The sequence below is a fragment of the Serratia sp. DD3 genome (assembly GCF_000496755.2).
This window is the reverse complement of sequence record NZ_AYKS02000118.1, coordinates 100334-126342: the sequence shown is the minus strand read 5'-3', so window position 1 is coordinate 126342 and position 26009 is coordinate 100334. Positions and strand designations below refer to the sequence as shown.

Annotated in this window: 26 protein-coding genes; 9 read left to right on the top strand and 17 right to left on the bottom strand. The window is 49.3% G+C overall.

The window, feature by feature from the left end:
- Positions 1 to 267: 267 nt before the first annotated feature.
- On the bottom strand, positions 268 to 480 hold the full coding sequence (locus tag IO95_RS26250) for a hypothetical protein (protein WP_235186756.1): 213 nt from the start codon (positions 478 to 480) through the stop codon (positions 268 to 270).
- A 74-nt stretch (positions 481 to 554) separates the two neighbouring features.
- On the opposite strand from IO95_RS26250, the gene IO95_RS21950 reads away from it, so the two are divergent.
- Entirely contained in the window at positions 555 to 1103 is a 549-nt protein-coding gene (locus tag IO95_RS21950; RefSeq protein WP_023491416.1) for a GNAT family N-acetyltransferase, read from the top strand.
- A 513-nt stretch (positions 1104 to 1616) separates the two neighbouring features.
- Here the strand turns inward: IO95_RS21950 and IO95_RS21945 are convergent.
- From IO95_RS21945 to rpmH, 9 genes are all read right to left on the bottom strand, one after another.
- Complete coding sequence (locus tag IO95_RS21945; protein WP_023491418.1) at positions 1617 to 1934, bottom strand: type II toxin-antitoxin system RelE/ParE family toxin; 318 nt, start codon at positions 1932 to 1934, stop codon at positions 1617 to 1619.
- Positions 1931 to 2182 (bottom strand): antitoxin ParD, encoded by a 252-nt coding sequence (locus IO95_RS21940; protein WP_023491419.1) that lies wholly within the window; start codon positions 2180 to 2182, stop codon positions 1931 to 1933. The genes IO95_RS21945 and IO95_RS21940 overlap by 4 nt, the downstream gene beginning before the upstream one ends.
- Positions 2183 to 2397: 215 nt before the next feature.
- Positions 2398 to 2838, bottom strand: coding sequence for a hypothetical protein (locus IO95_RS24540; RefSeq protein WP_235186755.1), 441 nt, complete (start codon positions 2836 to 2838; stop codon positions 2398 to 2400).
- A 135-nt stretch (positions 2839 to 2973) separates the two neighbouring features.
- Positions 2974 to 3972, bottom strand: a complete 999-nt coding sequence (locus IO95_RS21925; RefSeq protein WP_023492507.1) for a type IV toxin-antitoxin system AbiEi family antitoxin — start codon at positions 3970 to 3972, stop codon at positions 2974 to 2976.
- A gap of 406 nt (positions 3973 to 4378) precedes the next feature.
- Positions 4379 to 5743: a tRNA uridine-5-carboxymethylaminomethyl(34) synthesis GTPase MnmE gene (mnmE, locus tag IO95_RS21920; protein ID WP_023492506.1), complete on the bottom strand. Its 1365-nt coding sequence runs from the start codon at positions 5741 to 5743 to the stop codon at positions 4379 to 4381.
- A 139-nt stretch (positions 5744 to 5882) separates the two neighbouring features.
- Positions 5883 to 7520 carry a membrane protein insertase YidC gene (yidC, locus tag IO95_RS21915; RefSeq protein ID WP_023492505.1) on the bottom strand — a complete coding sequence of 546 codons (1638 nt, stop codon included), beginning with the start codon at positions 7518 to 7520 and terminating at the stop codon, positions 5883 to 5885.
- Between the two features lie 2 nt (positions 7521 to 7522).
- Positions 7523 to 7780: a membrane protein insertion efficiency factor YidD gene (yidD, locus tag IO95_RS24535; RefSeq protein ID WP_023492504.1), complete on the bottom strand. Its 258-nt coding sequence runs from the start codon at positions 7778 to 7780 to the stop codon at positions 7523 to 7525.
- Positions 7744 to 8103: a ribonuclease P protein component gene (gene rnpA, locus IO95_RS21910; protein ID WP_072011659.1), complete on the bottom strand. Its 360-nt coding sequence runs from the start codon at positions 8101 to 8103 to the stop codon at positions 7744 to 7746. Before rnpA ends, yidD begins: the two co-directional genes overlap by 37 nt.
- Positions 8104 to 8121: 18 nt before the next feature.
- On the bottom strand, positions 8122 to 8262 hold the full coding sequence (gene rpmH, locus IO95_RS21905; protein WP_004093983.1) for a 50S ribosomal protein L34: 141 nt from the start codon (positions 8260 to 8262) through the stop codon (positions 8122 to 8124).
- An 852-nt stretch (positions 8263 to 9114) separates the two neighbouring features.
- Here rpmH and dnaA point away from each other — a divergent pair.
- The 5 genes from dnaA (at position 9115) to yidA (ending at position 16259) form a co-directional block, all read left to right on the top strand.
- Positions 9115 to 10509 (top strand): chromosomal replication initiator protein DnaA, encoded by a 1395-nt coding sequence (gene dnaA / locus IO95_RS21900; RefSeq protein ID WP_023489198.1) that lies wholly within the window; start codon positions 9115 to 9117, stop codon positions 10507 to 10509.
- A gap of 5 nt (positions 10510 to 10514) precedes the next feature.
- Positions 10515 to 11615: a DNA polymerase III subunit beta gene (gene dnaN / locus IO95_RS21895; protein WP_023489197.1), complete on the top strand. Its 1101-nt coding sequence runs from the start codon at positions 10515 to 10517 to the stop codon at positions 11613 to 11615.
- Between the two features lie 156 nt (positions 11616 to 11771).
- Positions 11772 to 12857 carry a DNA replication/repair protein RecF gene (gene recF / locus IO95_RS21890; RefSeq protein ID WP_023489196.1) on the top strand — a complete coding sequence of 362 codons (1086 nt, stop codon included), beginning with the start codon at positions 11772 to 11774 and terminating at the stop codon, positions 12855 to 12857.
- 18 nt (positions 12858 to 12875) lie between these two features.
- Positions 12876 to 15290, top strand: coding sequence for a DNA topoisomerase (ATP-hydrolyzing) subunit B (gene gyrB / locus IO95_RS21885; protein ID WP_023489195.1), 2415 nt, complete (start codon positions 12876 to 12878; stop codon positions 15288 to 15290).
- Positions 15291 to 15449: 159 nt separating this feature from the next.
- Entirely contained in the window at positions 15450 to 16259 is an 810-nt protein-coding gene (yidA, locus tag IO95_RS21880) for a sugar-phosphatase (protein WP_023489194.1), read from the top strand.
- Here the strand turns inward: yidA and IO95_RS21875 are convergent.
- From IO95_RS21875 to IO95_RS21865, 3 genes are read right to left on the bottom strand one after another with little or no spacing between them, the layout of a single operon-like run.
- Positions 16254 to 17195 carry an ornithine cyclodeaminase family protein gene (locus tag IO95_RS21875; RefSeq protein WP_023489193.1) on the bottom strand — a complete coding sequence of 314 codons (942 nt, stop codon included), beginning with the start codon at positions 17193 to 17195 and terminating at the stop codon, positions 16254 to 16256. The two genes, yidA and IO95_RS21875, sit on opposite strands and share 6 nt — an antisense overlap.
- Complete coding sequence (locus tag IO95_RS21870; protein ID WP_023489192.1) at positions 17182 to 18147, bottom strand: threonine/serine dehydratase; 966 nt, start codon at positions 18145 to 18147, stop codon at positions 17182 to 17184. Before IO95_RS21870 ends, IO95_RS21875 begins: the two co-directional genes overlap by 14 nt.
- Positions 18148 to 18180: 33 nt before the next feature.
- Positions 18181 to 18540, bottom strand: coding sequence for a YceK/YidQ family lipoprotein (locus tag IO95_RS21865; protein WP_023489191.1), 360 nt, complete (start codon positions 18538 to 18540; stop codon positions 18181 to 18183).
- Positions 18541 to 18878: 338 nt separating this feature from the next.
- Here IO95_RS21865 and ibpA point away from each other — a divergent pair, with 338 nt between their 5' ends.
- The 3 genes from ibpA (at position 18879) to IO95_RS21850 (ending at position 21658) form a co-directional block, all read left to right on the top strand.
- Entirely contained in the window at positions 18879 to 19292 is a 414-nt protein-coding gene (ibpA, locus tag IO95_RS21860; RefSeq protein WP_023489190.1) for a small heat shock chaperone IbpA, read from the top strand.
- 92 nt (positions 19293 to 19384) lie between these two features.
- Positions 19385 to 19813 (top strand): small heat shock chaperone IbpB, encoded by a 429-nt coding sequence (gene ibpB / locus IO95_RS21855; protein WP_023489189.1) that lies wholly within the window; start codon positions 19385 to 19387, stop codon positions 19811 to 19813.
- 186 nt (positions 19814 to 19999) lie between these two features.
- Positions 20000 to 21658 carry a putative transporter gene (locus IO95_RS21850; protein WP_023489188.1) on the top strand — a complete coding sequence of 553 codons (1659 nt, stop codon included), beginning with the start codon at positions 20000 to 20002 and terminating at the stop codon, positions 21656 to 21658.
- A gap of 75 nt (positions 21659 to 21733) precedes the next feature.
- Here IO95_RS21850 and IO95_RS21845 read toward each other — a convergent pair whose 3' ends face one another.
- The 4 genes from IO95_RS21845 to IO95_RS21830 all read right to left on the bottom strand — a co-directional run bounded on the left by IO95_RS21845 (position 21734) and on the right by IO95_RS21830 (position 25661).
- Complete coding sequence (locus IO95_RS21845; protein WP_023489187.1) at positions 21734 to 22987, bottom strand: valine--pyruvate transaminase; 1254 nt, start codon at positions 22985 to 22987, stop codon at positions 21734 to 21736.
- A gap of 200 nt (positions 22988 to 23187) precedes the next feature.
- Positions 23188 to 24171: a glyoxylate/hydroxypyruvate reductase GhrB gene (ghrB, locus tag IO95_RS21840; RefSeq protein WP_023489186.1), complete on the bottom strand. Its 984-nt coding sequence runs from the start codon at positions 24169 to 24171 to the stop codon at positions 23188 to 23190.
- 490 nt (positions 24172 to 24661) lie between these two features.
- Positions 24662 to 25093, bottom strand: coding sequence for an N-acetyltransferase (locus tag IO95_RS21835; protein WP_037384854.1), 432 nt, complete (start codon positions 25091 to 25093; stop codon positions 24662 to 24664).
- On the bottom strand, positions 25062 to 25661 hold the full coding sequence (locus tag IO95_RS21830; protein ID WP_023492868.1) for a DNA-3-methyladenine glycosylase I: 600 nt from the start codon (positions 25659 to 25661) through the stop codon (positions 25062 to 25064). The genes IO95_RS21835 and IO95_RS21830 overlap by 32 nt, the downstream gene beginning before the upstream one ends.
- Positions 25662 to 26009 lie beyond the last annotated feature (348 nt).

Below are 26009 nucleotides of genomic sequence, written 5' to 3'. Positions count from 1 at the left end.
CACCTCTTAGTTGGGGTGTTCGCGGCACCTGATTGCTACTATCTCGAAGAGTATGAGCTAGTTCAAGTTATTCATTGTTTGTATCCCCATCACTGAGTGTGTCCGGGTTTTTCAGTGACTTTTTGTCCGCGGATGCTAATTGTCGTTCGACCTTTTTCACATCTTCTGAAGGTGGTAAATGTTCTGGTCGTATACCTCGGCTTAATAGTGTTTGGCGTACAGCATCGTTATTGGTTACATGCTCGATAGATATTTGCTGCTCGCGGGTCATCTGTTGTGTGCGACCAGATAGCAGGCGTAACGAGTAAGCATCACATCGTCGATTTCTCGTTGGCTGCCTGAACCTAGCTCGACCATTTTCCCGACGTCGGCAAAATGGTCTGCAATGGCATGACCGCTGATTTCACTAGCGGTTTTGGCCTTTGATATGACGCTAACTATCTGGTTAACTACCCGATTACCTGAATGTTTTATGTACATCCCAATGAATTACAGTAACTATTGAACGAGTAAAAAGTAGCAAAGGACACGTTAATCAGTAAGGGAAAGAGCACATGCAGATACCCACGTTAAAAACAGAACGTTTGCTGTTAAAGCCATTAGTTGCCGAAGATGCACCTCAGATTCAGGAGCTCTATCCACGCTGGGAAATTGTCCGCTATATGGTGTCATCGGTTCCCTGGCCCTATCCTGACGATGGTGCAGCCCATTACGTTAATAACGTCGCGCTGCCAGCTATGGCAAAAGGACTCGCCTGGGTTTGGACCATACGGCATCAGGATAATCCTGACAATTTAATCGGCGTTATCTGCCTAGACGATGCGGAAAATAATAATCGTGGTTTCTGGTTGGCACCTGAGTATCAGGGGCAGGGATTAATGCGCGAAGCCAGTATGGCGGCGACAGATTACTGGTTTAATACGTTGAACAGGCCAGTATTGCGTGCTCCGAAAGCGACTGAGAATACACGTTCTCTGCACATTTCAGCCAGTAGCGGCATGCGACTAATCAAAACGGAAAAGAGACAGTTTGTCAGCGGGCTTCTGGACTCACAGTTGTGGGAGATTACTCGTGATGAGTGGAATGCCTATCACTCAAGTTAACAGGATATGATGGCCGCTTTTCGTTCATAGTGGCCTAAAACTAAAGGTTCTCCATATAGTGGAACGCTTTCATCAGTTCTTGTTCAGTGAGTGGTGATACCAAACTTGCCCCGGAATCCTTCTCGACTTTTATCAAAAGCTGACGGCGGGTAATCCCCAACTTGTTCGCCACATGGTTAGCACAACTTCGTGCGTGGGAAGCTCGGTGTGCCAAGGGGCTTGTTGTATCCAAAACTTTTGCTCTTGATGATGAATGAGACATTGTTAATTCCTTTAGCAGATATTTTTGCTCATTCTGACACTTTCCGAAAGGCAGAATCATGGAGATTGACCTTCGGCTTCTAGCGGAAATGCGGCAGCCGTTATTATGTAATCCCTTTGAGTTTAAAGGCGAGTGACACCCAACCTTAATCCCCAATTTATTTTTCGGCAGCATTAGGAGAAAAACTGTTTTTTATCGGGATAGTGATCAGAACTCCGGTGAATCATACCTATTCATCGGGCTAGCAATCGTTAACTTTCTTTGCTGAACCTCTCTGCCTGTCGAGTCATGAGGTCCATGCGTTCATGAAAAATCGCTACGACCAATGCGGGCGCACTGCCGCGTGGCAGGCAGAAGACATAGTGATGTTCACAATGTGCCATCCGTAACTCAGGAAAGAGTTCACTCATATCTTTGAAAGCGCCGCGCCCGGCTGCTAGGTTGGCAATGCCATGTTCCAGCCTAGCGATATAGTTGCGTACCTGCGTGGTACCCCACTGCTTACGTGTGTAGCGGATGATGCCGCGTAGATCTGCTTCCGCCTCTACCGTGAGGAGGTAGGTTTTCAAGTATGATCCCCGTCAAGTTCTTCATCAAGAATTTCGCCGATGTCTTTGGTGGACACCTTCCCCGCTAGCCCGTCGTTGATGCGGTTTCCTAGCAGGTTTTTCAGTTCCTTCCATGCCTGATCAGCATCTGTATCGCCGGGGAACAAACGTTCGAGAGCGTATTGCTTGATGGTTTTACCTTGTAGGGCTGCCAGCGCCTTCAGGCTTTGGTGCTGTTGGTCTGTTATGTCTATTGTCAGGCGGCTCATAGGATCATCTCCTTTAAAATACACAAACCCACATTAGCACATATGTGGGTTTGTGGCTAATCACCTTACGTCCTTCCACAATCTGCGCATCAATAAAATCAGCTCAGTATGTTAGATCAGTCTGTTTGATCTTACCCACGAACAATGGACATAAAAATGGTGGATGTGTATGGATGTTTTAGGGGGTGGACAGTAATGCGTACTAACAGCCAGTTTTAGCCATGGCTTATTATACTGTTCCAGAAGTCATTCATGATCAGCTCAATCTCAGCCATATCGTCCACATCAGATTGTCGCGCGATAGCGTCAGTCAGACGTTCTCTATCGAGACTTATCAACTCTGCCAAAGATGAGTGCTCACTAATCGCCGCGATATCTTTGCCCAGCAGAACAGCTCCCATACGTACCGGATTCCAGTCCAAGTTTTCACCTTCAACGGCGGAGGAATAGATACGCTCATCTTCTATAGCGCTATATTCACGAATAATTTTATAGAGATCGGTTGCGTCTTTAGCACTACCATGCCCGCGATCGCGCCAGGCAAAAAGTTTTAACAGCGCTAACCCCGGCAGGGAGCAAAACGGCAGCTTTTCTCCATTCGTCAGTTGCACGGTTACAGTATGAGAAAATGCCTCACTAAATCCATCCACTGACATAATGATTTCACGTTTCAGCGGCCAATGCTCCTGCCGTGAACATGATGGAGCAGAATTTCACGCGCCGTCGCTCCCGCAATAAAAAACGGGATCTCCTGAGCTGCGCAAATTCGCTTTATCTGGGTGAACAGGGCTTCAGTAGCTGAAAAGATCGGATTCACTAAGGTGAAGATATTTGTCATTGATTATCCTTGCTGCTTCCCGGTTTCTATCATCGCCGCTTGCCAGTAGTTCGGCCACACACAACATCGCTTCTGCTTGATGGTTCAGGGTAAAGTTCCCCCAGAAACAGGAAATCAGTTGCAGTTTCCCACCAGGAACAGGTTTTAGTCCTAGTTCCTTTCGTCTTTGTAACAATGGGTGAGGCGTAAAAATCACGCCGTTTTCTGGTAGCAGGTATCCACCGCTCAGTTCTGCGGCTGCAATCTCGCCGCTCCAGTATTCATCGGCCGCAAGTGTTATCTTATCCCATGAAGCAGGCGTAGGTAGGGAAAGAAAATCCAGCTTCGGGCGCAGGGCGGTGGCATAGTCTTTTAGCCACAAAACCTGTAATTCGCCTTCATTCATTAAGCGGCGCCCCTGCTGTGATTTGCGGAAATAGCGACGCGCCTCAAGGAAATTGAAAGCTTTGCTGACCATTCCCAAAGAGATACCCGCTTTCTGCGCCAAGCTGCGGTAAGTATCGTTGAGGCTTTCCGGGCAGGATAACAGCACAAAAAGCAGCTTCATTACTCCTTCAGCAAAATGACTACTGACAGCTACAGGTTTCTTTTCATATCGACCATCAATAAACAGATATAACCCCGGAACCTGGATACGGGCATTCCCGGCGGTATCGATAAAATTAATCTGGTTATCCACGCAATATTCCACCAGTGCGGACGTCAGCCGGTTGCACACCAGTAATATAGGAAAACCCTCAGATAAGAGAGGGGACATTTTACGGATAGCGATCAGCGACTCTTTGCGATGGATATGCTTTACTTCCAGGGAAAAATTCGCCATCTCTCCTCCTAGCCCTATCAGCCTGCCCCAGCCGTCATGTATGTCATGTTTGTTGCCAATTTCATACTGCAATAGGAAGCCTTTTGGCAGGTTTTCTACAGCATCAGACAGAAGCTGTTCTTCTTTCATTTGTTCAGACCTTTATCTTGTTCATGAATCATGAACAAGATAATATTATGAACAATCGGGGAGGGAAGCAACGCAAGTTTAAAAAAAACACAAGTCAGGGATGTTACTCGATCAACCATTCGTACGGTGTTTTCTACTTCATCTGCCGCTCAACTGCTGAATCCCCTGGTATGCACTGATGGGGTGTAGTTGCAGATGTTCTAAACCCTATGTTTTCTGATAAGCATTGAGAATCTGTAATCAGCCCGTAAATTAGGCCCATTCCGGCATGCTTACTTTGCCAGCGTTTGGCGAACGCTTTTCCCGTTGTTGGGGCCATTTAGGAAGTGAGTAGGCAGTAAAAACCCGCATTAACAGGCAGTTAATGCGGGTTAGTGAACATTTATGGAGCAGTATGGATAAGTAATCACTTACCAATGCAAAAGCTGGAAAAGATACGCCCGAGCAGGTCATCAGAGGTAAATTCACCGGTGATTTCGCTTAATGCTCGTTGTGCCAGGCGCAGTTCTTCGGCAAGTAACTCCCCCGCGTAAGCACTCACTAACTGTTCTTTCCCCTGAGCGAGATGTTCGTCTGCTTGTTCCAATGCCTGCAAATGGCGGCGGCGGGCCAGGAAGCCACCTTCGGTATTGTTGGTAAAGCCCATGCTCTGCTTGAGGTGGTTACGTAACAGCTCGAGCCCTTCACCGGTACGGGCGGAAAGACGTATAAGTGAGTGACCATTCACTTCACTCATGCCCAGTTCTTCACCCGTAATATCCGCTTTGTTGCGCACCACGGTGATCGGCAAGCGGGTTGGCAGGCGTGCCATAAACTCAGGCCAAATCTCGCTAGGCTCGGTCGCGCTGGTGGTGGTGCCATCCACCATAAACAGCACGCGGTCTGCTTGCTCGATCTCATTCCACGCACGTTCGATACCAATACGCTCCACTTCGTCCATGGCATCCCGCAGGCCTGCAGTATCGATAATATGTAGTGGCATACCGTCGATATGAATATGTTCACGCAGTACATCACGGGTGGTACCGGCAATATCGGTCACAATGGCGGCTTCACGCCCTGCTAACGCATTCAACAGGCTGGATTTCCCGGCATTGGGCCGCCCGGCAATCACGACTTTCATCCCTTCACGCAATAAGCTGCCCTGGCGTGCTTCTGCCCGCACGTTATCCAGGTCGGCGATAACACGATTAAGCTGCGCTTCGATTTTGCCATCTGAAAGAAAGTCAATTTCCTCATCAGGAAAGTCGATTGCCGCTTCTACGTAGATACGCAGGTGAGTGAGTGCTTCCACCAGTTGGTGGATACGGCTAGAAAACGCCCCTTGTAACGAGTTCATCGCCGAGCGTGCCGCTTGCTCTGAGCTGGCATCGATCAAGTCGGCAATGGCCTCGGCCTGGGCCAGATCCAGTTTGTCATTGAGGAACGCGCGCTCTGAGAATTCACCCGGGCGGGCAATGCGTACACGGGGTAACGCCAGCACACGTTTTAGCAACAAATCGAGAATAACCGGCCCACCGTGCCCCTGAAGTTCCAGGACATCTTCACCGGTAAAGGAATTGGGGGCCGGGAACCACAGCGCAATACCCTGATCCAGGGTACTGCCATCGGCATCGCGGAATGGCAGATAATCGGCATGACGTGGTTTGGGCAGTTTGCCAAGCAGCGCCAGAGCCACCTCTTTGGCGTCATGGCCTGAGATGCGCAGAATGCCTACACCGCCACGCCCAGGTGGTGTGGCAATGGCCGTGATGGTATCAGAGTTGTTCATTGCCGGTTATCTCTCAATAATATGCATGTAAAAAGGCGGCCTAGATGACCGCCTTACATTGGCTTGTTATGCCCTTCGTCAATAAAGCTGCAGCGGTGTTACTGGCTACAGCTTGGATGAACTCAGGGATAAAGCTGTATTATGCCTTTTTGTTATCGCGGCTATGCAGGCCACGTTTTTCCAGCCCGCGATAAATCAACTGCTGCTGGATGATGGTCACCAAGTTACTGACGGTATAGTACAGCACCAGACCAGACGGGAACCACAGGAAGAACACTGTGAAGATCACCGGCATAAAGGTCATGATTTTCTGCTGCATTGGGTCAGTCACAGTAGTAGGCGACATCTTCTGGATGAAGAACATCGTCACACCCATCAGCAACGGCAGGATGTAGTACGGATCCTGTGCTGATAAGTCATGAATCCACAAGATAAACGGCGCATGGCGCAGTTCAACCGAGCTCATCAGCATGTAGTACAGCGCCAGGAAGATTGGCATCTGGATGAGCAGCGGCAAGCAACCCCCCAGAGGGTTTACTTTTTCCGCTTTGTACAGCGCCATCATCTCTTGGCTCATACGCTGCTTGTCATCACCAATACGCTCACGCATTGCCTGCAGTTTTGGCTGCAGCATGCGCATTTTGGCCATCGATGTGTACTGCGCTTTGGTTAGCGGGTACATGATGCCACGTACGATAAAGGTGATGATGATGATTGAGAAACCCCAGTTGCCGATAAATCCGTTGATGAACTTCAGCAATTTGAACAGTGGTTGAGACAAAAACCACAACCAGCCGTAATCCACCGTCAAATCCAGATGGGGTGCCAGCGTGGCCATTTTATCTTGCAGTTCCGGGCCTACCCATAAGGTGGCATTCAGTTGTTTCTCAGCACCTGGCGCTACCACAACCGGCGTTGCTTTGAAGCCGATGGTAGACAGATTATCGCCTGGTTTGGCGGTATAGAAGGTATTTTGACCTTCCGTCTGAGGTATCCAGGCTGTAGCAAAATATTGCTGCAACATGGCAACCCAACCACCCTGGGTGGTGATATTCAGGTTCTCTTCTTTATCAAACGCATACTTTTGGTATTTGTTGTCACTGGAAGAGTAAGCCGCGCCACGGAAGGTGTGCAGTGCAAAATTACTGCTGCCAGTATCGCGGTGTTGCGGCAACTGTGTGGTTTGCTTCAGTTGACCAAATAGCGTCAATTCAAGTGGAGACGCACTTTTGTTAACAATGGAGTAATCCACACCAATGGCATAATGGTTACGCTTGAGCACAAAGGTTTTGGTGAACAACGAGCCGTCTTTACCGGTAAAGGTCAGTGGGATCCGCAGCTCATCCTGACCATCAGCTAAGGTGAAAGTATCTTGTGCGGCTGTGAAGAGAGGACGCTCACCGTTGGCAGGATTATCTGGCCCGTCTCTGCCGGTCAGGCCACTTTGCGCCTGATAAACAAATCCTGGCGTAGTTTCCAGCAATTCGAATGGCGTCACTGACCCCAGGGACTCTGGGTAGGCCAGCAGTTTAGCCTGCTCAATGTCACCACCACGAGTATTGATGGTCAACGACAGCACATCTGTATTAACGGTAATCAATTTACCTTGGCCACTGGCTGGCACAGCCTGGCTTGCGGTATCACCGCTTGTAGGGTTCGTTGTCTGTTGCGTGGTCTGGGGTGCTGGCTGCGGACTGTTATCCTTTTGCCAAGCATCCCAAATCAGAAAAGACACGAACAGAAAAGCGATGAGAAGAAGATTGCGTTGCGAATCCATCGTTAGTGTTCTCTGTTATCGTTGGTTTTCGGTGGTACGGGATCATCGCCACCTGGGTTCAAAGGATGGCATTTTAATACGCGTTTCAATGTCAACCAACTGCCTTTTAACATCCCAAACCTGCTTAATGCCTCAATTGCGTAATGAGAACATGTCGGCTGGAAGCGACAGCGTGGCCCAAGCAGTGGGCTCAATACGAGTTGATAACCCCGTACCACCCCAATCAAGATGCGGGAGCCAAGCGACAATGGCGACGCCATAATTTTTCCAAAACTTCCGTCAGTGCACGGTTATCCAACTCAGCTATCCCCTTTTTGGCAACCACGACAAAATCCATCGCTGGTAATTGGTGCTGGCGTAAACGGAAACTTTCGCGTGTCAGGCGTTTGATCCGGTTACGTTCATGCGCACGCTTGACGTGTTTTTTGGCGACAGTAAGACCGATGCGGGGATGCCCCAGCAGGTTTTGGCGGCCGAGGATGGTGATTTGCGGCGTGCCAGCTCTTTGTGGCTGCTGGAAGACGAAAGTGAAATGAGTGGGAGTTAACAAACGTAACTCCCTGGGAAAAGCGAGCTTAACCACTCAGGGGGTTAGCTTTTATTACTTAGAAACAGTCAGACGAGTACGGCCTTTTGCACGACGGCGGGCCAGAACTTGACGACCATTTTTAGTGGCCATACGAGCACGGAAACCGTGGCTACGGTTACGCTTCAGTACGGACGGTTGGAAAGTGCGTTTCATAGCGATTTCTACCTAAACTTAAATGAATTACTAATATAGTCATCATACTTCAAGTGACCGGGGTGTTGGCTTGTGTCCACTAGCCTCAGTCGCATCATTTTCTATGCTTCTGGCGACTCTCGACCTTGCTGCCTACATCCCACTCGAATTATGTAGAGTATAAGTCAAATGCGTTTGACTACTCGGCGTGAAGATGACCGACGCCTCAATCGCAATATAAAGAGGCGGGATTGTAATAATTGTACAGCCCTGAGTCAATTCACATCGCGCCCCTTTCATCTTTCAGGCCGCAGTTTTGCTGCCTGTCATTTGAAATTGATGGGGGTAGTCTACTTGGTTGTTAGCCAAGTAAAGCACGGTCTTGGCCCATAATCACCGCAGGATCCTGTCTGGTAAATAACCCGACCAATCAGAACCAAGTATCACACGTGGGCGAAGATTATACGGACTCAAGGGTAAATCACAAGGATCTCCGTGCGATCCTCGGCATTTTTCGCCAGGATCCTGGTGGATAACCCAGTACAACGGGCTTATGGTGTGAAAAAGAAGGCGATCGACTACCGTGATTGCAGCGGTTGCTTTCTGTTGGTTAAAATATCACCACACGCTCTTGGCTGTGGATAAAATGGATCTAATCTGTGATGAAGGAGAGGATCTCTTGCTCGGATTGCGCTATGATCCGTCATTCGGATCCCGATCCTAAACAGGGATCATCAGGTTATGCTACCAAGGTGTTCCACATGCTTCTAGCGGTTTTCAGCCGATGAAGGCCTGTGGGCATCATCATGAGTGATAAAAAAGTAACCTGATCCTTTTCTTTTTATTTTTGATCTTGTTCGAGTGGAGTCCGCCGTGTCACTTTCGCTTTGGCAGCAGTGCCTTGCCCGATTGCAGGATGAGTTACCAGCCACAGAATTTAGTATGTGGATACGCCCATTACAGGCGGAACTGAGTGACAATACTCTGGCGCTGTATGCGCCCAATCGTTTTGTGCTGGATTGGGTGCGCGATAAGTACTTAAACAATATCAATGGGCTGCTTAATGATTTTTGTGGGACTGATGTGCCACTATTGCGTTTTGAGGTGGGCAGTAAACCTCTGACACGAACGATAAGTCAGGCGGCTACGGCCAGCGTCAACAATGCACCGGCAGCCCCAGTGGCCCGTACTGCGGCACCTTCTCGTCACAGTTGGGATAATGCCGCACCGCCACCCGAGCTTTCTTACCGTTCCAATGTTAACCCCAAACATACTTTCGATAACTTCGTTGAAGGTAAGTCGAACCAACTGGCGCGCGCTGCGGCTCGGCAAGTGGCAGATAACCCTGGTGGGGCTTATAACCCACTCTTCCTGTATGGTGGAACCGGCTTGGGTAAAACTCACCTGTTGCATGCGGTGGGCAATGGCATCATGGCGCGTAAAGCCAATGCCAAAGTGGTTTATATGCACTCGGAACGTTTTGTGCAGGATATGGTTAAGGCGTTGCAGAATAACGCGATTGAAGAATTCAAGCGCTACTACCGTTCGGTGGATGCGTTGCTGATCGATGACATTCAGTTTTTTGCCAATAAAGAGCGTTCGCAGGAAGAGTTTTTCCATACTTTTAACGCGTTGTTGGAAGGCAACCAACAGATCATCCTCACTTCTGACCGTTATCCTAAAGAGATTAACGGGGTGGAAGATCGTTTGAAGTCTCGCTTTGGTTGGGGCCTGACGGTGGCAATTGAACCACCAGAGCTGGAAACCCGCGTGGCGATCCTGATGAAAAAGGCAGATGAAAACAATATTCGTTTGCCGGGTGAAGTGGCGTTCTTTATCGCTAAACGTCTACGTTCCAACGTGCGTGAACTGGAAGGGGCGTTGAACCGGGTGATTGCCAATGCTAATTTTACTGGCCGCGCCATTACCATTGATTTCGTGCGTGAAGCGTTGCGCGATCTACTGGCGTTGCAGGAAAAGCTGGTCACTATCGATAATATTCAAAAGACGGTGGCAGAGTATTATAAAATAAAAGTAGCGGATCTGCTGTCGAAGCGGCGTTCCCGTTCCGTTGCTCGCCCGCGCCAGATGGCGATGGCATTGTCAAAGGAACTCACCAACCACAGCTTGCCAGAAATCGGCGATGCGTTTGGTGGCCGCGACCATACCACGGTGTTGCACGCCTGCCGGAAAATTGAGCAGCTGCGTGAAGAAAGTCACGACATCAAAGAAGATTTTTCCAATTTAATCAGAACATTGTCGTCATAGCGCATATGAAATTTATCGTTGAACGTGAGCATCTGCTAAAACCGCTGCAACAGGTGAGTAGCCCACTGGGTGGCCGCCCAACGTTGCCAATTCTGGGTAACCTGTTATTGCAGGTAACGGAAGGTTCTCTATTGTTGACGGGAACCGATCTGGAAATGGAGATGGTGGCACGCGTCTCTCTCTCCCAGCCCTATGAAGTGGGGGCGACCACCGTCCCTGCACGTAAATTTTTTGATATCTGCCGGGGTTTACCGGAAGGTGCCGAGATTACCGTCACGCTTGAAAGTGAGCGCATGTTGGTGCGTTCTGGCCGTAGTCGTTTTTCATTATCCACGCTACCGGCGGTAGACTTTCCGAATCTGGATGATTGGCAGAGTGAAGTGGAGTTCACGCTACCGCAGGCGACCTTAAAGCGCCTGATCGATGCGACCCAGTTCTCGATGGCGCATCAGGATGTGCGCTATTACCTCAACGGCATGTTGTTTGAGACCGAAGGGGAAGAGCTCCGCACTGTGGCGACTGATGGTCACCGTCTGGCGGTATGCGCCATGCCGATTGGTCAATCCTTACCGACACATTCGGTGATTGTGCCACGTAAAGGGGTGATGGAGCTGGTGCGTCTGCTGGATGCTGGTGATACGCCACTCCGTGTACAGATCGGCAGCAATAATATTCGCGCCCATGTGGGGGATTTTATCTTTACCTCCAAGTTGGTTGATGGCCGTTTCCCTGATTATCGTCGTGTATTGCCGAAGAACCCTGACAAGACCTTAGAAGCCGGGTGTGACTTGCTTAAGCAGGCCTTTGCCCGTGCGGCCATTTTGTCGAATGAGAAGTTTCGCGGTGTCCGCCTGTACGTCAGTCAAAATCAACTCAAGATCACTGCCAATAATCCGGAGCAGGAAGAGGCAGAAGAGATCCTTGATGTCAGCTATGATGGCAGCGAGATGGAAATTGGGTTTAACGTCAGCTACGTGCTGGATGTATTAAACTCGCTCAAGTGCGAGGATGTGCGTCTACTGCTGACTGATTCGGTCTCCAGCGTGCAGATTGAGGACGCGGCCAGTCAGGCGGCGGCCTATGTTGTTATGCCAATGCGTTTGTAGAAATTATCGGGCTATCTTACTTGCTCCTTTGTGATTGGGCCGTACTCGCAATCCTGACGTACTCTGTGTACGCATCGGTTGCTGGGGGTTTTACGGCACGCAAATGGCTTGCGACGATAACGCCCAGGGTTGTTCGATGATTAAGATAACTGCCGCATGGCGTTAACGCGTTTACTGATTAAAGATTTCCGCAATATTGAAGCGGCGGATCTGGCTCCCGCACCTGGGTTTAACTTCCTGGTTGGGGCCAATGGCAGTGGTAAAACCAGCGTATTAGAGGCGGTTTATACCCTTGGTCATGGGCGTGCTTTTCGCAGCTTGCAGGCTGGCCGAGTGATCCGTCATGATCAGCCGGAATTTGTACTGCATGGCCGGATTGAAGGGGCGGAACGTGAGTTATCAGTAGGACTAAGCCGAAGCCGGCAAGGTGACAGCAAAGTACGTATTGATGGCAGCGATGGTCATAAAGTGGCGGAACTCGCCCAACTATTGCCCATGCAGTTGATTACTCCCGAAGGTTTTACTCTGCTCAATGGCGGGCCAAAATATCGGCGCGCGTTTGTGGATTGGGGATGCTTCCATGATGTACCCGGTTTTTTCACCGCCTGGAGCAACCTGAAACGGTTACTGAAGCAACGTAATGCTGGCTTGCGCCAAGTCAGTCGTTATGCGCAATTGCGCGCCTGGGATCAGCAGTTGGTTCCACTGGCTGAACGCATCAGCGAGTGGCGGGCGGCATACAGTGAGGCCATTGCCGCCGATATTACTGCGACCTGTGCACAATTTTTGCCTGAATTTGCGTTAAATTTCTCTTTTCAGCGCGGTTGGGATAAAGAGAGTGACTATGGAGAGCTGTTGGAGCGGCAGTTTGAGCGCGACAGGGCATTAACCTATACCTCGGTTGGGCCACATAAAGCAGATTTCCGTATTCGTGCCGAAGGCACACCGGTAGAAGATTTATTATCACGCGGTCAGCTTAAATTGCTGATGTGTGCATTGCGCTTGGCGCAGGGTGAGTTTCTCACCCGGCAGAGCGGGCGGCGTTGCCTGTATCTGATTGATGATTTTGCCTCCGAGCTGGACACTGGCCGTCGCCGGTTGCTGGCTGAACGTCTGAAAGCCACTCAGGCTCAGGTTTTTGTCAGCGCGGTAAGTGCTGAACAAGTTACTGACATGATCGGTGAAAAGGGCAGGATGTTCCGTGTGGAACAGGGTAAAATAGAAGTTCAACCACAGGATTAAAATAAGCGAGAAACGTTGATGTCGAATTCTTATGACTCTTCAAGTATCAAGGTATTAAAAGGGCTGGATGCTGTGCGTAAGCGTCCAGGCATGTATATCGGCGATACTGATGACGGCACCGGTCTGCACCACATGGTGTTTGAGGTTGTGGATAACGCTATCGACGAAGCCCTCGCTGGCCACTGTAATGACATTCAGGTGACCATCCATGCTGACAACTCGGTGTCGGTGCAGGATGATGGCCGCGGTATTCCCACCGGTATTCACGAAGAAGAAGGGGTTTCTGCGGCACAGGTCATCATGACTGTTCTTCATGCCGGCGGTAAGTTTGACGATAACTCCTATAAAGTTTCCGGTGGCTTGCATGGCGTGGGGGTTTCCGTCGTTAACGCCTTGTCAGAGAAACTTGAGCTGGTGATCCGCCGTGAAGGCAAAGTGCACGAGCAAACCTATAAACACGGTGAGCCACAAGGGCCACTGAAAGTGGTGGGTGAGACCACCCAAACCGGCACCACAGTACGTTTTTGGCCGAGTTACCAGACTTTTACCAATAACATCGAATTTGAATACGATATTCTGGCCAAGCGCCTGCGGGAACTGTCGTTCCTTAACTCGGGTGTTTCTATTCGTCTGAAAGATAAACGTAACGACAAAGAAGACCACTTCCACTATGAGGGCGGGATCAAGGCGTTCGTTGAGTATCTGAACAAGAACAAAACGCCAATCCATCCAACGGTGTTCTACTTCTCAACGGTAAAAGATGAAATCGGTGTGGAAGTGGCACTACAGTGGAACGATGGTTTCCAGGAAAATATCTACTGTTTTACCAACAACATCCCACAGCGTGATGGGGGGACTCACCTGGTCGGTTTTCGTGCCGCGATGACGCGTACCCTTAACAGCTATATGGATAAAGAAGGCTACAGTAAAAAATCCAAGATCAGTGCCACCGGTGATGATGCCCGTGAAGGTTTGATTGCCGTCGTTTCGGTGAAAGTGCCGGATCCGAAGTTCTCTTCACAGACCAAAGATAAACTGGTCTCTTCGGAAGTGAAAACGGCAGTTGAGTCACTGATGAACGAGAAGCTGGTGGATTACCTGATGGAAAACCCATCAGACGCCAAAATCGTTGTTGGTAAAATCATTGATGCGGCCCGAGCGCGTGAAGCAGCACGTAAAGCGCGTGAAATGACACGCCGTAAAGGTGCACTGGATTTGGCTGGCTTGCCAGGCAAATTGGCGGACTGCCAAGAGCGCGATCCGGCGTTGTCTGAACTGTACCTGGTGGAAGGGGACTCTGCGGGGGGCTCGGCAAAACAGGGGCGTAACCGCAAAAACCAGGCGATTTTGCCACTGAAAGGTAAAATCCTTAACGTTGAGAAAGCGCGTTTTGACAAGATGCTCTCTTCGCAGGAAGTGGCTACCTTGATCACTGCGCTGGGCTGTGGCATTGGCCGCGACGAATACAACCCAGATAAACTTCGTTATCACAGCATCATCATCATGACCGATGCTGACGTCGATGGTTCGCATATCCGTACATTGTTACTGACTTTCTTTTATCGCCAGATGCCGGAAATCATCGAGCGTGGTCATGTGTTTATTGCACAACCGCCGCTATACAAGGTGAAGAAAGGCAAGCAGGAACAGTATATTAAAGACGACGAGGCCATGGACCAGTACCTGATTTCCATTGCGCTTGATGGGGCAACCTTGCATACCAATGAGGTCGCACCGCCATTGGCCGGGGAACCGTTGGAGAAACTGGTGGCTGAGCATTACAGCGTACAAAAGCTGATTGGCCGAATGGAGCGTCGTTATCCGCGTGCCTTACTCAACAACCTAATCTATCAACCTACCTTGAGCGAAGATGATCTGAGTGACCAAGCTAAAGTGAAAACCTGGATCGAGTCACTGGTGAAATTGCTCAACGATAACGAACAGCATGGCAGCAGCTATGATTTTGTCATGGTTGACAACCCAGAACGTCAGATGTTGGAGCCAGTGCTGCGCGTTCGTACTCACGGCGTCGATACTGATTATCCTCTGGACTTCGATTTCATCCACGGTGGTGAATATCGCAAGATCTGTACATTGGGTGAAAAACTGCGTGGTTTGCTGGAAGAGGATGCATTTATTGAACGTGGCGAACGTCGTCAGCCGGTAAATGGTTTCGAGCAAGCGTTGGAATGGCTGGTGAAAGAATCTCGCCGTGGTCTGTCGGTGCAGCGTTATAAGGGCTTGGGTGAAATGAACCCAGACCAATTGTGGGAAACCACCATGGACCCAGAACAACGCCGTATGCTGCGAGTGACGGTGAAAGATGCTATTGCCGCAGATCAACTGTTCACCACCCTGATGGGCGATGCAGTTGAACCACGCCGTGCCTTTATCGAAGAGAACGCCCTGAAAGCGGCGAACATCGATATTTAATGCGTTAATCAGCAACAGAAAATCCGCGCCGGTGCTCCCGCGCGGATTTTTTATCGCTGCGTTTTAGTCTCGCTGAATTCTAGCCAGGCTAGGTTATCGTCTACCAACACCTTGCACCAACCTGATACCTACCAAGGAAACTTACCAAGAGAAATTCGTATGGCGATTGAACTGATAGCAATTGATATGGATGGCACGTTACTCAACCCTCAACACCAGATCACGCCAGCGGTGAAGCAAGCGATTAGTGCGGCGCGCGCTCAAGGGGTGAAGGTGGTGCTGGCTACAGGGCGGCCCTATGTGGGGGTGCAGGATTATCTATGTCAGTTGGATATGCAAGGCGCTGATGATTTCTGTATTACCTATAACGGTGCATTGGTGCTTAAAGCCGCCGATGGAACCTGCATTCTGCAAGAAACCCTCAGTTTTGACGATTATCTCTATTTTGAGCAGTTAGCGCGGCAGCTTGGGGTGCATTATCACGCATTTGATTTCGATACCCTGTATACCCCGAATAAAAACATTGGCAAATATACCATTCGTGAAGCGGGAATTACCGGTATTCCGTTGAAATACCGTAGCGTAGAGGAGATGGATCGTACCCTACGTTTCCCGAAAGTGATGATGATTGATGAGCCTGAATTGTTAGAGCATGCCATCGCTCATTTGCCAGCGGAAGCCGGCGAGCGTTACACCATTATGAAAAGCGCCCCCTTTTACCTGGAAATCTTGCACCAGCGGGTTGATAAAGGCGCTGGGGTGAAAATGCTGGCGGATCATCTGGGTATCAAACAGCAAAACGTGATGGCGCTGGGGGATCAGGGTAACGATATTGCGATGATTGAATATGCTGGTGTTGGCGTAGCGATGGGCAATGCGATCGCGGAACTGAAAGAGATTGCCCAGTTTGTAACGAGTACCAACACCGAAGACGGCGTGGCACGCGCTATTGAGAAGTTCGTATTATAGTTTTGCCAGAATTCCTTTCACAATCTGAGCATCCTGAATGGCTAACCCGGTGAGGTCGGCCAAGGTGATCTGTTGTTCATTCTTTCTAACCCGCTCGCCACGAGCCAGTATTTCTCCGAACTCAACCACAGCTACTGACGCCAGTAAATTTTGCTGATAGGCACGAGCAATTTCACCATACTGACTGCATTGACTGAGTGCATCCACCAGGATGGTGTCAGCTTTGGCGACCAACGCCGTTGCTAACTCCTGTTTTCCCTCAGCGTCTGACCCTACGGCGGTGATATGTGTTCCTGGGCGGATATCCTCTGCTTGCAGCAGGGGTTCACGGCTTGGCGTGGTGGTCACAATCAGATTGCAATGTGCCGCCAGTTCAGCGGCATTTTGGGTGGTATTTACCTGAAAACCTTCCGCTTCAGCCCGTTGACAATAGTCAGCAAGGTGATGTGGGCTGCGACCCCAAAGCCACACTTGGCGACAGTCGGTGACCGTTTTAAGGTGTTGCAATTGTAGCCATGCCTGCATTCCTGTGCCCACGATACCAATGGCCTGCACGTTTTGCGGTGCGCATAATTCCGCAGCGATGCGCCCAGCCAGGGCAGTACGTAATGCTGTCAGCCAGCCTTCATCCAACAGTAGCACCTGTGGTTTGCCAGTTTGCGCAGAAAAGGCCATCATTAAGCCTTGGTTGCTAGGCAGCCCTTGTTGTGGATTGTGGTAAAACCCAGAAGACACTTTCACCACAAAGTATTCTTCCCTTTCCAGCCATGCGGATTTAATACAACAGTCACCTGCCGCAGCTTCAAACCGAAAGTGTTGCACTGGTGGCATCTGTACCTGGCGCGCAGAGTAGGCGATAAAACCGGTTTTTAGCAGTTGGGTGATGCTGTCGGCATCAAAAGCAGCAAGAATTTGTGTTTTATTAATGACTTTCATGGCTGACTGCCTGCAAATATTTTTCCAGCACAATATTTTTACCACATAACACCACGGCCACTTTTTTGCCTAGCAACTCGGGTGCCAATTTGCAGGCTGCGGCTAAGGCCACGCCGGCAGCACCTTCGATAATCCAACGGTCGCTACTGGCAACCAGGCGCATTGCCTGTTTGATTTCCTCTTCGCTGACCAATACTTTACGGTCAATGACCTGTTGGCACAGGGGGAAGGTGATAGCACCCGGTTCCACTCCCCCCGCAGTACCGTCAGAGAGAGTCTCTTGTTCTTCCACTGGGTAGATATGCCCCGCCTCCAGTGCGCTGTACATGCTGGTGGCATTTTCTGGCCAGCAGGCAATAAGTTGTGTTTTTGGCGACAATTTTTTTAGAACGGTACCCATTCCCGCAATATAGCCGCCGCCACCCACCGCAACAAATACCGCATCCAGTTCTGGCTGCTGTTCGATGATTTCCATCCCACAGGTGCCTTGGCCTGCAATTACGTCGGCATCGTTATAAGGGGAAATATAGGTTTTATGCTGTTGGCGTGCGGCCTTTTCCGCAGCCAACTCGGCATTCAATGGGTCACCCGGGACCAATTCCACCTTGCCACCTAAGGCACGGATGGTATCGAGCTTGATGGTAGCGGCACTTTCAGGTGCATAGACGGTGACATTGACGCCCATTAATTTACCCGCGAGTGCAACGGCTTGACCATGGTTACCGGTTGATGCGGTAATCACGCCTTGTTGACGTTGTTGTTCACTCAGTAACCGTAGTTTGTTGCTGGCGCCACGAAACTTAAATGAGCCGGTATGTTGTAAATGATCGCACTTGAGATAGAGCTCGCAGCCTAATTGCTGTGAAAGCAGCACGCTGTGTTCCAACGGGGTGACGCGGACTTGTGGGCGCAATTGTTGATGGGCGGAAACAATGTCATCAAATAGGCTCATACTGTTCTCTTTAGGATTTTAAATGGCATGGAACTATTTCTGGGTCTTCGGGGGGGGTGGCGTTGGCATCCCCTGCCCTAGATTACCGCTCTCAGACAGATTTTTTGCCTCGTCACGTTCGATACGTGCTTTGGGGGACAGGGTGGTTTTATCATCATCCGAACGGAGGTAATCATAAGGTAGCAAAATGGTATCCATCACTGCCGAGAAGGGTAGATCGATGGCTAACAGGGGCATCATGGCCCAACTGGTGTCCTCTTTTTTCATCGTATCTATGCTGGCACGGGTGCCAGGATAGTAACCCTGATCGCCACCGGTGTGGCTCATCACGCTGGAGCAGCCACTGATGAGTAAGCACAGGCCGCTGGTGGTTAGTCTCTTTACTGATTTCATTGACTCATCCTGAGGTGGATTTCTGCCGAAATTTGCTGATTTATGATTAAGTTAAATCAATTTTTACCAGCTCACGAATAGATTGAAAGATATAAAATTTAGCTCTGTGGCGGTTATCTCACTTTATTGTATGTGATGGGCAAATTATCGTCTTTATGTTTGACGATTTTTTTAACCCGGTGAGTTGAAATAAGTGAACCCAGCCCCATTTTCTTGGTAACGCCAATTTAAGAGTTCGCTGAAAAGGGACTCTGGCGTTGAGCTTGTCCACATTTGAGTCTGTCCATAATGGAAGACGTTATTACCCACCTCGCTGAAGTGTTTTAGGAGGCAGTTTTATGAGCAATTTTGATCTTTCCCCACTATACCGTTCTGCTATTGGTTTTGATCGCCTGTTTAATGCTCTGCAAACCGGGCAAAATCAAGGTAATGGTGGCTATCCGCCGTATAACGTTGAGCTGGTTGATGAGAATAATTATCGTATCGCCATCGCGGTGGCCGGGTTTGCCGAGCCGGAACTGGAGATTATCACCCAGGACAATCTGCTGATTGTGCGTGGTGCTCGCCATAATCAGGCCGTTGAAAAAACCTATTTATACCAAGGTATTGCCGAGCGTAATTTTGAACGTAAATTTCAGTTGGCCGAACATATTCAAATTAAAGGGGCTAAGCTGGAAAACGGTTTGCTGTATATCGATCTGCAGCGCATCGTGCCGGAAACATTAAAACCGCGTCGGATCGAAATTAAATAATTCCGTTTCACTGTGGGTGAAACACCACCTTGCCTGCTGATAGTTCGGGGGCAAATTAATACCTATCTCGCTTCTTGGAAGGAGTTAATACCATGCGTAACTACGATTTATCCCCACTTTTGCGTCAATGGATCGGTTTTGACAAGCTGGCCAGCTCAATGGGTGGGCAGGAACCCCAAGGGTTTCCCCCCTACAACATAGAGAAGAGTGACGATAACCACTACCGCATTTCTCTGGCGTTGGCCGGGTTCAAACAGAGTGAGTTGGATATTGAAGTGGAAGGTCCACGTTTATCGATACGCGGTAAACCCACGCCACCAGAAAAACAGGTGGAATATCTGCATCAAGGATGGGAGTGCAAAGAATTCACTTTGACTTTTACCTTGGCGGAACACATGCAGGTTTCCGAGGCCAAATTTGAAAATGGCCTGCTGCATATTGAGCTGGTGCGCCATGTATCGGAAGCCTTACAGCCACAACGGATCAGCATCAGTAGCACTCCAGAGCTAGAAGTCAAGTAACTGGCTGAATAAAAAGAAAATCATGGTGGGGAGGTCTGAATGGCCTCCCCTGTCACATTAATGTGGAATACCCCACATTACCCCCTCAAAGTTTATGCCAGAATCCCTCTAACCTAGTTAGGTTGCGTTTTAAATTGTGATTTTTACCACATATTGGTTATTAAACTTTTGTTAAGGATGTGACGTATGAGTGATATCGCCCTGACCGTCAGTATGCTGGCGTTAGTGGCTATTCTCGGGTTATGGATTGGCAACTGGAAAGTGTATGGCGTGGGTTTAGGGATAGGTGGCGTCTTGTTTGGCGGTATCATTGTCGGGCACTTTGCACAGACTTATCAGATAGACCTCAACGGCGATATGTTGCACTTTATTCAGGAGTTTGGGCTGATCCTGTTTGTTTACACCATCGGTATCCAGGTTGGGCCTGGTTTCTTCTCTTCCCTGCGCGTCTCTGGTCTCCGGTTAAATGGCTTTGCCATTTTGCTGGTGCTTATGGGCGGGGTGGTCGCAGCGGCAGTCCACAAACTGTTTGCGGTACCATTACCGATTATTCTTGGGGTGTTCTCGGGTGCGGTGACCAATACGCCAGCACTGGGTGCCGGGCAACAGATACTGACCGATTTAGGGTCGGATCCAGCACTGGTTGATCGTATGGGGATGGGGTATGCCATGGCCTATCCATTTGGTATCTGTGGCATTCTACTGGTGATGTGGCTTATCCGGCTGTTCTTTCGTATCAATATTGAACAAGAAGCGAAAGAGTTTGAAAACAGCATGGGCAACAATCGCGAACTGCTGCAGACCATGAATGTGGCGGTACGTAACCCTAACCTGCAAGGTCTGGCCATCAAAAATGTGCCATTACTTAACAGCGATGACATCATCTGCTCGCGCCTGAAGCGGGGCGACCTGTTGATGGTGCCATCACCGCAAGAAATGTTGGAGTTAGGGGATTTTCTTCACCTGGTGGGTAAGCGTGAAGAGTTGGAGAACGCGCGCTTGGTGATCGGTGAGGAAGTGGATGTGTCACTTTCTACCAAGGGTACTGCTCTGCAGGTGGTTCGTGCCGTGGTGACCAACGAAAAGGTCTTGGGTAAAAAAGTTCGCGATCTGAATTTTAAGCAGAAATATGACGTGGTGATTTCGCGCCTTAACCGTGCTGGTGTTGAGCTGGTGGCAGGCAGTAATGTCACGCTGCAGTTCGGGGATATTCTCAACCTGGTAGGGCGGCCAGAATCTATCGAGGTCGTGGCGGCGATTGTTGGTAACGCCAAGCAGAAGTTGCAACAGGTACAAATGTTGCCAGTGTTTATTGGCATCGGGTTAGGGGTGCTGCTGGGTTCTATTCCGTTGTTTATTCCTGGCTTCCCGGCGGCGTTGCGGTTGGGGTTGGCTGGCGGGCCACTGGTGGTGGCTTTGATCCTGGGGCGTATTGGCAGTATCGGCAAACTTTACTGGTTTATGCCCCCCAGTGCTAACCTGGCGTTGCGTGAGTTGGGTATTGTATTGTTCCTGGCGGTGGTGGGGTTGAAGTCGGGCGGTAACTTTATTAACACCCTGATCCATGGTGAAGGGTTAGCCTGGATTGGCTATGGTGCGTTGATCACTGCCATTCCCTTAATCACCGTGGGTATATTAGCCCGGGTGATGGGCAAAATGAACTACCTGACACTATCTGGCATGTTGGCAGGGTCGATGACTGATCCACCTGCCCTGGCCTTTGCCAATGGCCTGCATCCCACCAGTGGTGCAGCGGCACTCTCTTATGCCACGGTTTATCCGTTGGCAATGTTCCTGCGTATTATGTCTCCGCAATTGTTGGCCGTGCTGTTTTGGGCCATGTAATGGTGTTTTTCAAGATCATGTAGTGATGTTTTTCAAGGTGGTAGATTCAGGGGCTCTTCAGAGCCCCTTGGTTCTTTAACCCGCTTCTTGATGTGCTCGTTCAACCTCTTCTGCCAAGATCATCACACCCTGTTCAATGCTTGCTGGGTCAGGGATATAGTTCATACGCATACATTGGTGGGTATGTGGCCATTCCTGTTCCAGTCCTGGGAAGAAATAGTGGCCTGGCACCATCAGGACCCCACGTTTCTTCAGGCGTTGGTAGAGTAATTCTGTGGTGATGGGCAGATCCTTAAACCATAACCAGAGAAAAATAGCCCCTTCCGGTTTGTGGATCAGGCAACGTTCTGGTGACAGATAACGGCGAATAATGCCAATGGTCTGTTCAACACGCTGTTTGTAGAACGGGCCGATCACTTCATTAGACAGACGTAACAGATCACCACGCTCAATCATTTCTGCCGCCAGCGCTGGGCCGATGCTTCCTGGCGACAGGCTGATAATGCCATTCATATTGGTCAGGGCGGTAATTACCCGTTCATTGGCTATAACGATGCCACAACGTGAACCTGGCAGGCCGAGTTTAGACAGGCTCATGCACAGAATGATATTGGGGTTCCATAATGGCGTTGCGTCGCTGAAAATAATGCCCGGGAAAGGTACGCCATAAGCGTTATCAATCACCAAAGGTATATCGTGCTGCTGTGCCAATAGATCGAGTTTGTTCAGTTCCTCGTCGGTGATCACATTACCTGTCGGGTTGGTCGGGCGTGAAACGCAGATCATGCCAATATCGTCACCGATCGTTAAATGCTCAAAATCGATGTGATATTTAAATTGGCCGTCTGGCAGGAACTCTATATTGGGTTTGGCGGAGACAAATACCCCTTCATCCAACCCGGCATCAGCATAACCGATGTACTCGGGAGCCAGTGGGAATAACACGCGGCGGCGTTTCCCTTCTGCGTAGCGGCCTGCGAACAAATTGAATAAGTAGAAAAATGCGCTTTGACTGCCGTTTGTTAGCGCAATATTTTGTGGCCCGATGGGCCAATCAAACTCTTTCTGTAGCAGATTAGCCAGTGCTGACAGTAAGAGGTCTTTGCCTTGTGGGCCATCGTAGTTACATAGTGCTTCAGTCAATTTGCCATTTTCGAGCATATCTTGGCACAGTTGCTTGAAGTAACTTTCCATTTCTGGAATTTTTGCAGGGTTTCCACCGCCGAGCATGATGGCGCCTGGGGTGCGCAGACCATCATTCAGGTCGTCCATTAAGCGGGTGATACCGGCATAACGGGTAAATTTATCGCCGAAAAGAGAAAAAGTCATAGGTGCCGCAGAATTGTTATTGGTCAGTAGGGCTCCACCATACCGCCAGATAAAAGCAGGTGCAATTAAGCAGATATTTTATCTGGCGACGTGAAGTATCATGATATGTACTTTTTATAGCATAAAACGCTAATTAATTTTTACAGCTAAAAGAGTAACACGGGTATCTATCACCTTTGTAGTGAATAGAGGTCAAGTCGTTAATAGGGGTTAATCAGTAAATGGGGATTAACGCAATTTTTTGTTACCTGGCCTGTGAGTGCGGCAATCAGGTTATCCACAGCACATTCAGCCATGCCATAGCGGGTTTCATGAGTGGCAGAACCGATATGGGGCACAGCAACCACATTGGGCAATTGCAGTAGTGGTGAATTCACCGATAACGGTTCTTGCTCAAAAACATCCAACCCGGCAGCGTGAATAGTACCGTTCTGCAAGGCCTCGATAAGCGCTTGCTCATCAACCACCGGCCCTCGCCCTGCATTGATCAAAATGCTGCTTTTCTTCATTTTCGCCAACTGTTCATGGCCGATCATATGGAAGGTTTCGCTAGTTAACGGGAGTGTGATGCAGAGAAAATCTGACTCAGCCAGCAGAGTATCAAGATCGCAACGGCGGGCGTTGAAATTTTGTTCGGCCTGTTGATGGGTGCGGCGGGCGTTATATAACACTGGCATGTTAAAGCCTAAGTGTGCCCGTTGTGCCAATGCCAGCCCGATGCGCCCCATACCGAGGATGCCAATAGTTTTATGATGAACATCAACACCATACCACTCGGGCCCAATGTTATTTTGCCACTCACCCGCTTTCACTCGCTCGGCGACTTCAACCACGCGACGTGCCGTGGCCAACATCAAGGCCATGATGGTATCGGCCACGGTTTCTGTTAATACGCTCGGGGTATGCATCAATAATACTTGGTGGGCATTAAGCGCTTCGAGGTCAAAGTTATCGTAACCTACTGTAATCGTTGAAGCAGCACGTAGTTTAGGTGCCCGTTGCAGAAAGGCTTCATCAATTTTGCCGCCAGAACCGATAATCCCTTCAGCTTGTTGTAATGCAGTCTCAAACGCAGGGGTATTATCTGGGGGTAAATCATCGAAAGCATGTACCGTGAAGTGCTTGTCCAGCCGCTGATGCAGGTCGGCAGGAATACTCCGATACAATATGACTGAAGGCTTCATTAAAAACTCCAACGAGAGAACGATATAGCTATAATAAATCAATTAATTAGTGTGAACCAGGGTACCCGGGTACCGTTGCGACTTGAATGGCGATGAATATATAGGGGGAGCGGAGTGGCGACTGATAACATCATTCAGTTTAGCTTTTACTATCATTGCTTAGGAGCAAAAAAACTGATCCCGATTAAAGGATCAGGTGCCAAATTGGCCAACACCAGGGAAAATGATTAAACACTGTTGTAACTTACAGATTGCCTGTGAGTTTTTGAGATTAAGCTGGAAATATTGCCACTGTTATCAGTATCGCCACCATAAATGGAACCGATCCCATTAAAAAGTGACAGAAGAGAAAAATATGATATCAATCACAAAACGGGAAGAATAGCGGGTTGTTTTACGGGAGTGATCAACCTCTGCCAGCTCAGTTCATTCAAGTTCATCCTATCCTAATCGATCAATCTACGGACCGACCCATGCCAGTTTATTGAAATTAAGTAGCAGGCCAATTCATGATCAGCGTATGGGCTTGAGTTTCTTGGTTAAACAGACGCTGCATTTCGCGGAACCCTTGTTTGTAGTAGAAGGCGCAAGCTCGTTGGTTATCCTCATACACTTCCAGGCTAAGCCAACGATAATGATGTTGTACGCAGGCCATTAATGCTGCCCCCACCCCTTTGCCATGAAAGTGATGGTCAACAAACAGAGCGCCAATAAAGCGCTCATCCAATATGCTGATAAAAGCGACAATTTGCTGGTTATGCAGATACACCCAAGTTTTAGCCCGGGGCAAATAGTTATCCCGTACCAGTTGAGCACTTTGCTGCCAATAGTCAGATGGCACAAAGGGATGAGCACGGGTGGTGCTTTCTAGCCAGAGCACCATCAGCACGTCAAGGTCGGCGGACGTTGCGGTGCGTATCATCTTTGGTATTCTCCGGGTGGCAAAAACAACCAGTAACATGGTCGTTTACCAAGCCGCAGGCCTGCATAAAGGCATAGCAGATGGTTGAACCGATAAATTTGAAGCCGCGCTTTTTCAATGCCTTGGACATGGCAACAGAAATCTCTGTTTGAGCGGGCACTTCGTTTAGGGCTTGCCAGTGGTTCAGTTGCGGTTTACCTCCGACAAATTGCCAGATAAAGGTAGAAAAATTTTCCCCCGCTAGTTCCATGGCTTGATAAGCTTTGGCATTGGCAATGATGGCTTCAATCTTGCCGCGATGGCGGATAATCCCGCTGTCTTGCAGCAATAACGCCACATCTTGTTCGTTCATGGCAGCGATACGTGTTGGGTCAAAATTGTGGAAAGCACGGCGGTAGTTTTCACGTTTTTTCAGCACCGTGATCCAAGAGAGGCCAGCCTGTTGCCCTTCCAGACACAACATTTCGAACAGTTCGCGTGCATCCGTGGTTGGGGTGCCCCATTCTTTATCGTGGTACTCAAGATATAATGGGTCAGCGGTAACCCAACCGCAACGTTGATTATCCATGCCGATACTCCTTATTCTTATTTCGTTTTTTACTGACGCAGTGACCCGAGTATATAGCGTTAGTGCACCATTTCTGATGATTGGCTTAGCGGGAAGGCACCATAGATAAGGACTACCTGGTAGTTTGAAGTCGGCATAGGGTGCCACAAACGCTGGTACGGTGCCTGATGCGGGCCTGTTACCGAAAAAGTATAGTGGGTGACTGTACTTTAGTATAACTATCATTCAGTAACAAAAAACTTTATCGTTAGTGCGTAACAACAATAACAAGAATTTTAAGCAAAAAAAACTGATCCCGATTAAAGGATCAGGTGCCAAATTGGCCAACACCAGGGAAAATTCTTAAAC

Coding starts and splice junctions, on each gene's coding strand:
- IO95_RS26250 (WP_235186756.1), bottom strand. CDS start 480: ATGTACATAAAACATTCAGGTAATCGGGTAGTTAACCAGATAGTTAGC.
- IO95_RS21950 (WP_023491416.1), top strand. CDS start 555: ATGCAGATACCCACGTTAAAAACAGAACGTTTGCTGTTAAAGCCATTA.
- IO95_RS21940 (WP_023491419.1), bottom strand. CDS start 2,182: ATGAGCCGCCTGACAATAGACATAACAGACCAACAGCACCAAAGCCTG.
- IO95_RS24540 (WP_235186755.1), bottom strand. CDS start 2,838: ATGTCAGTGGATGGATTTAGTGAGGCATTTTCTCATACTGTAACCGTG.
- IO95_RS21925 (WP_023492507.1), bottom strand. CDS start 3,972: ATGAAAGAAGAACAGCTTCTGTCTGATGCTGTAGAAAACCTGCCAAAA.
- mnmE (WP_023492506.1), bottom strand. CDS start 5,743: ATGAACAACTCTGATACCATCACGGCCATTGCCACACCACCTGGGCGT.
- yidC (WP_023492505.1), bottom strand. CDS start 7,520: ATGGATTCGCAACGCAATCTTCTTCTCATCGCTTTTCTGTTCGTGTCT.
- yidD (WP_023492504.1), bottom strand. CDS start 7,780: ATGGCGTCGCCATTGTCGCTTGGCTCCCGCATCTTGATTGGGGTGGTA.
- rpmH (WP_004093983.1), bottom strand. CDS start 8,262: ATGAAACGCACTTTCCAACCGTCCGTACTGAAGCGTAACCGTAGCCAC.
- dnaN (WP_023489197.1), top strand. CDS start 10,515: ATGAAATTTATCGTTGAACGTGAGCATCTGCTAAAACCGCTGCAACAG.
- recF (WP_023489196.1), top strand. CDS start 11,772: ATGGCGTTAACGCGTTTACTGATTAAAGATTTCCGCAATATTGAAGCG.
- gyrB (WP_023489195.1), top strand. CDS start 12,876: ATGTCGAATTCTTATGACTCTTCAAGTATCAAGGTATTAAAAGGGCTG.
- yidA (WP_023489194.1), top strand. CDS start 15,450: ATGGCGATTGAACTGATAGCAATTGATATGGATGGCACGTTACTCAAC.
- IO95_RS21875 (WP_023489193.1), bottom strand. CDS start 17,195: ATGAAAGTCATTAATAAAACACAAATTCTTGCTGCTTTTGATGCCGAC.
- IO95_RS21870 (WP_023489192.1), bottom strand. CDS start 18,147: ATGAGCCTATTTGATGACATTGTTTCCGCCCATCAACAATTGCGCCCA.
- IO95_RS21865 (WP_023489191.1), bottom strand. CDS start 18,540: ATGAAATCAGTAAAGAGACTAACCACCAGCGGCCTGTGCTTACTCATC.
- ibpA (WP_023489190.1), top strand. CDS start 18,879: ATGAGCAATTTTGATCTTTCCCCACTATACCGTTCTGCTATTGGTTTT.
- ibpB (WP_023489189.1), top strand. CDS start 19,385: ATGCGTAACTACGATTTATCCCCACTTTTGCGTCAATGGATCGGTTTT.
- IO95_RS21850 (WP_023489188.1), top strand. CDS start 20,000: ATGAGTGATATCGCCCTGACCGTCAGTATGCTGGCGTTAGTGGCTATT.
- IO95_RS21845 (WP_023489187.1), bottom strand. CDS start 22,987: ATGACTTTTTCTCTTTTCGGCGATAAATTTACCCGTTATGCCGGTATC.
- ghrB (WP_023489186.1), bottom strand. CDS start 24,171: ATGAAGCCTTCAGTCATATTGTATCGGAGTATTCCTGCCGACCTGCAT.
- IO95_RS21835 (WP_037384854.1), bottom strand. CDS start 25,093: ATGATACGCACCGCAACGTCCGCCGACCTTGACGTGCTGATGGTGCTC.
- IO95_RS21830 (WP_023492868.1), bottom strand. CDS start 25,661: ATGGATAATCAACGTTGCGGTTGGGTTACCGCTGACCCATTATATCTT.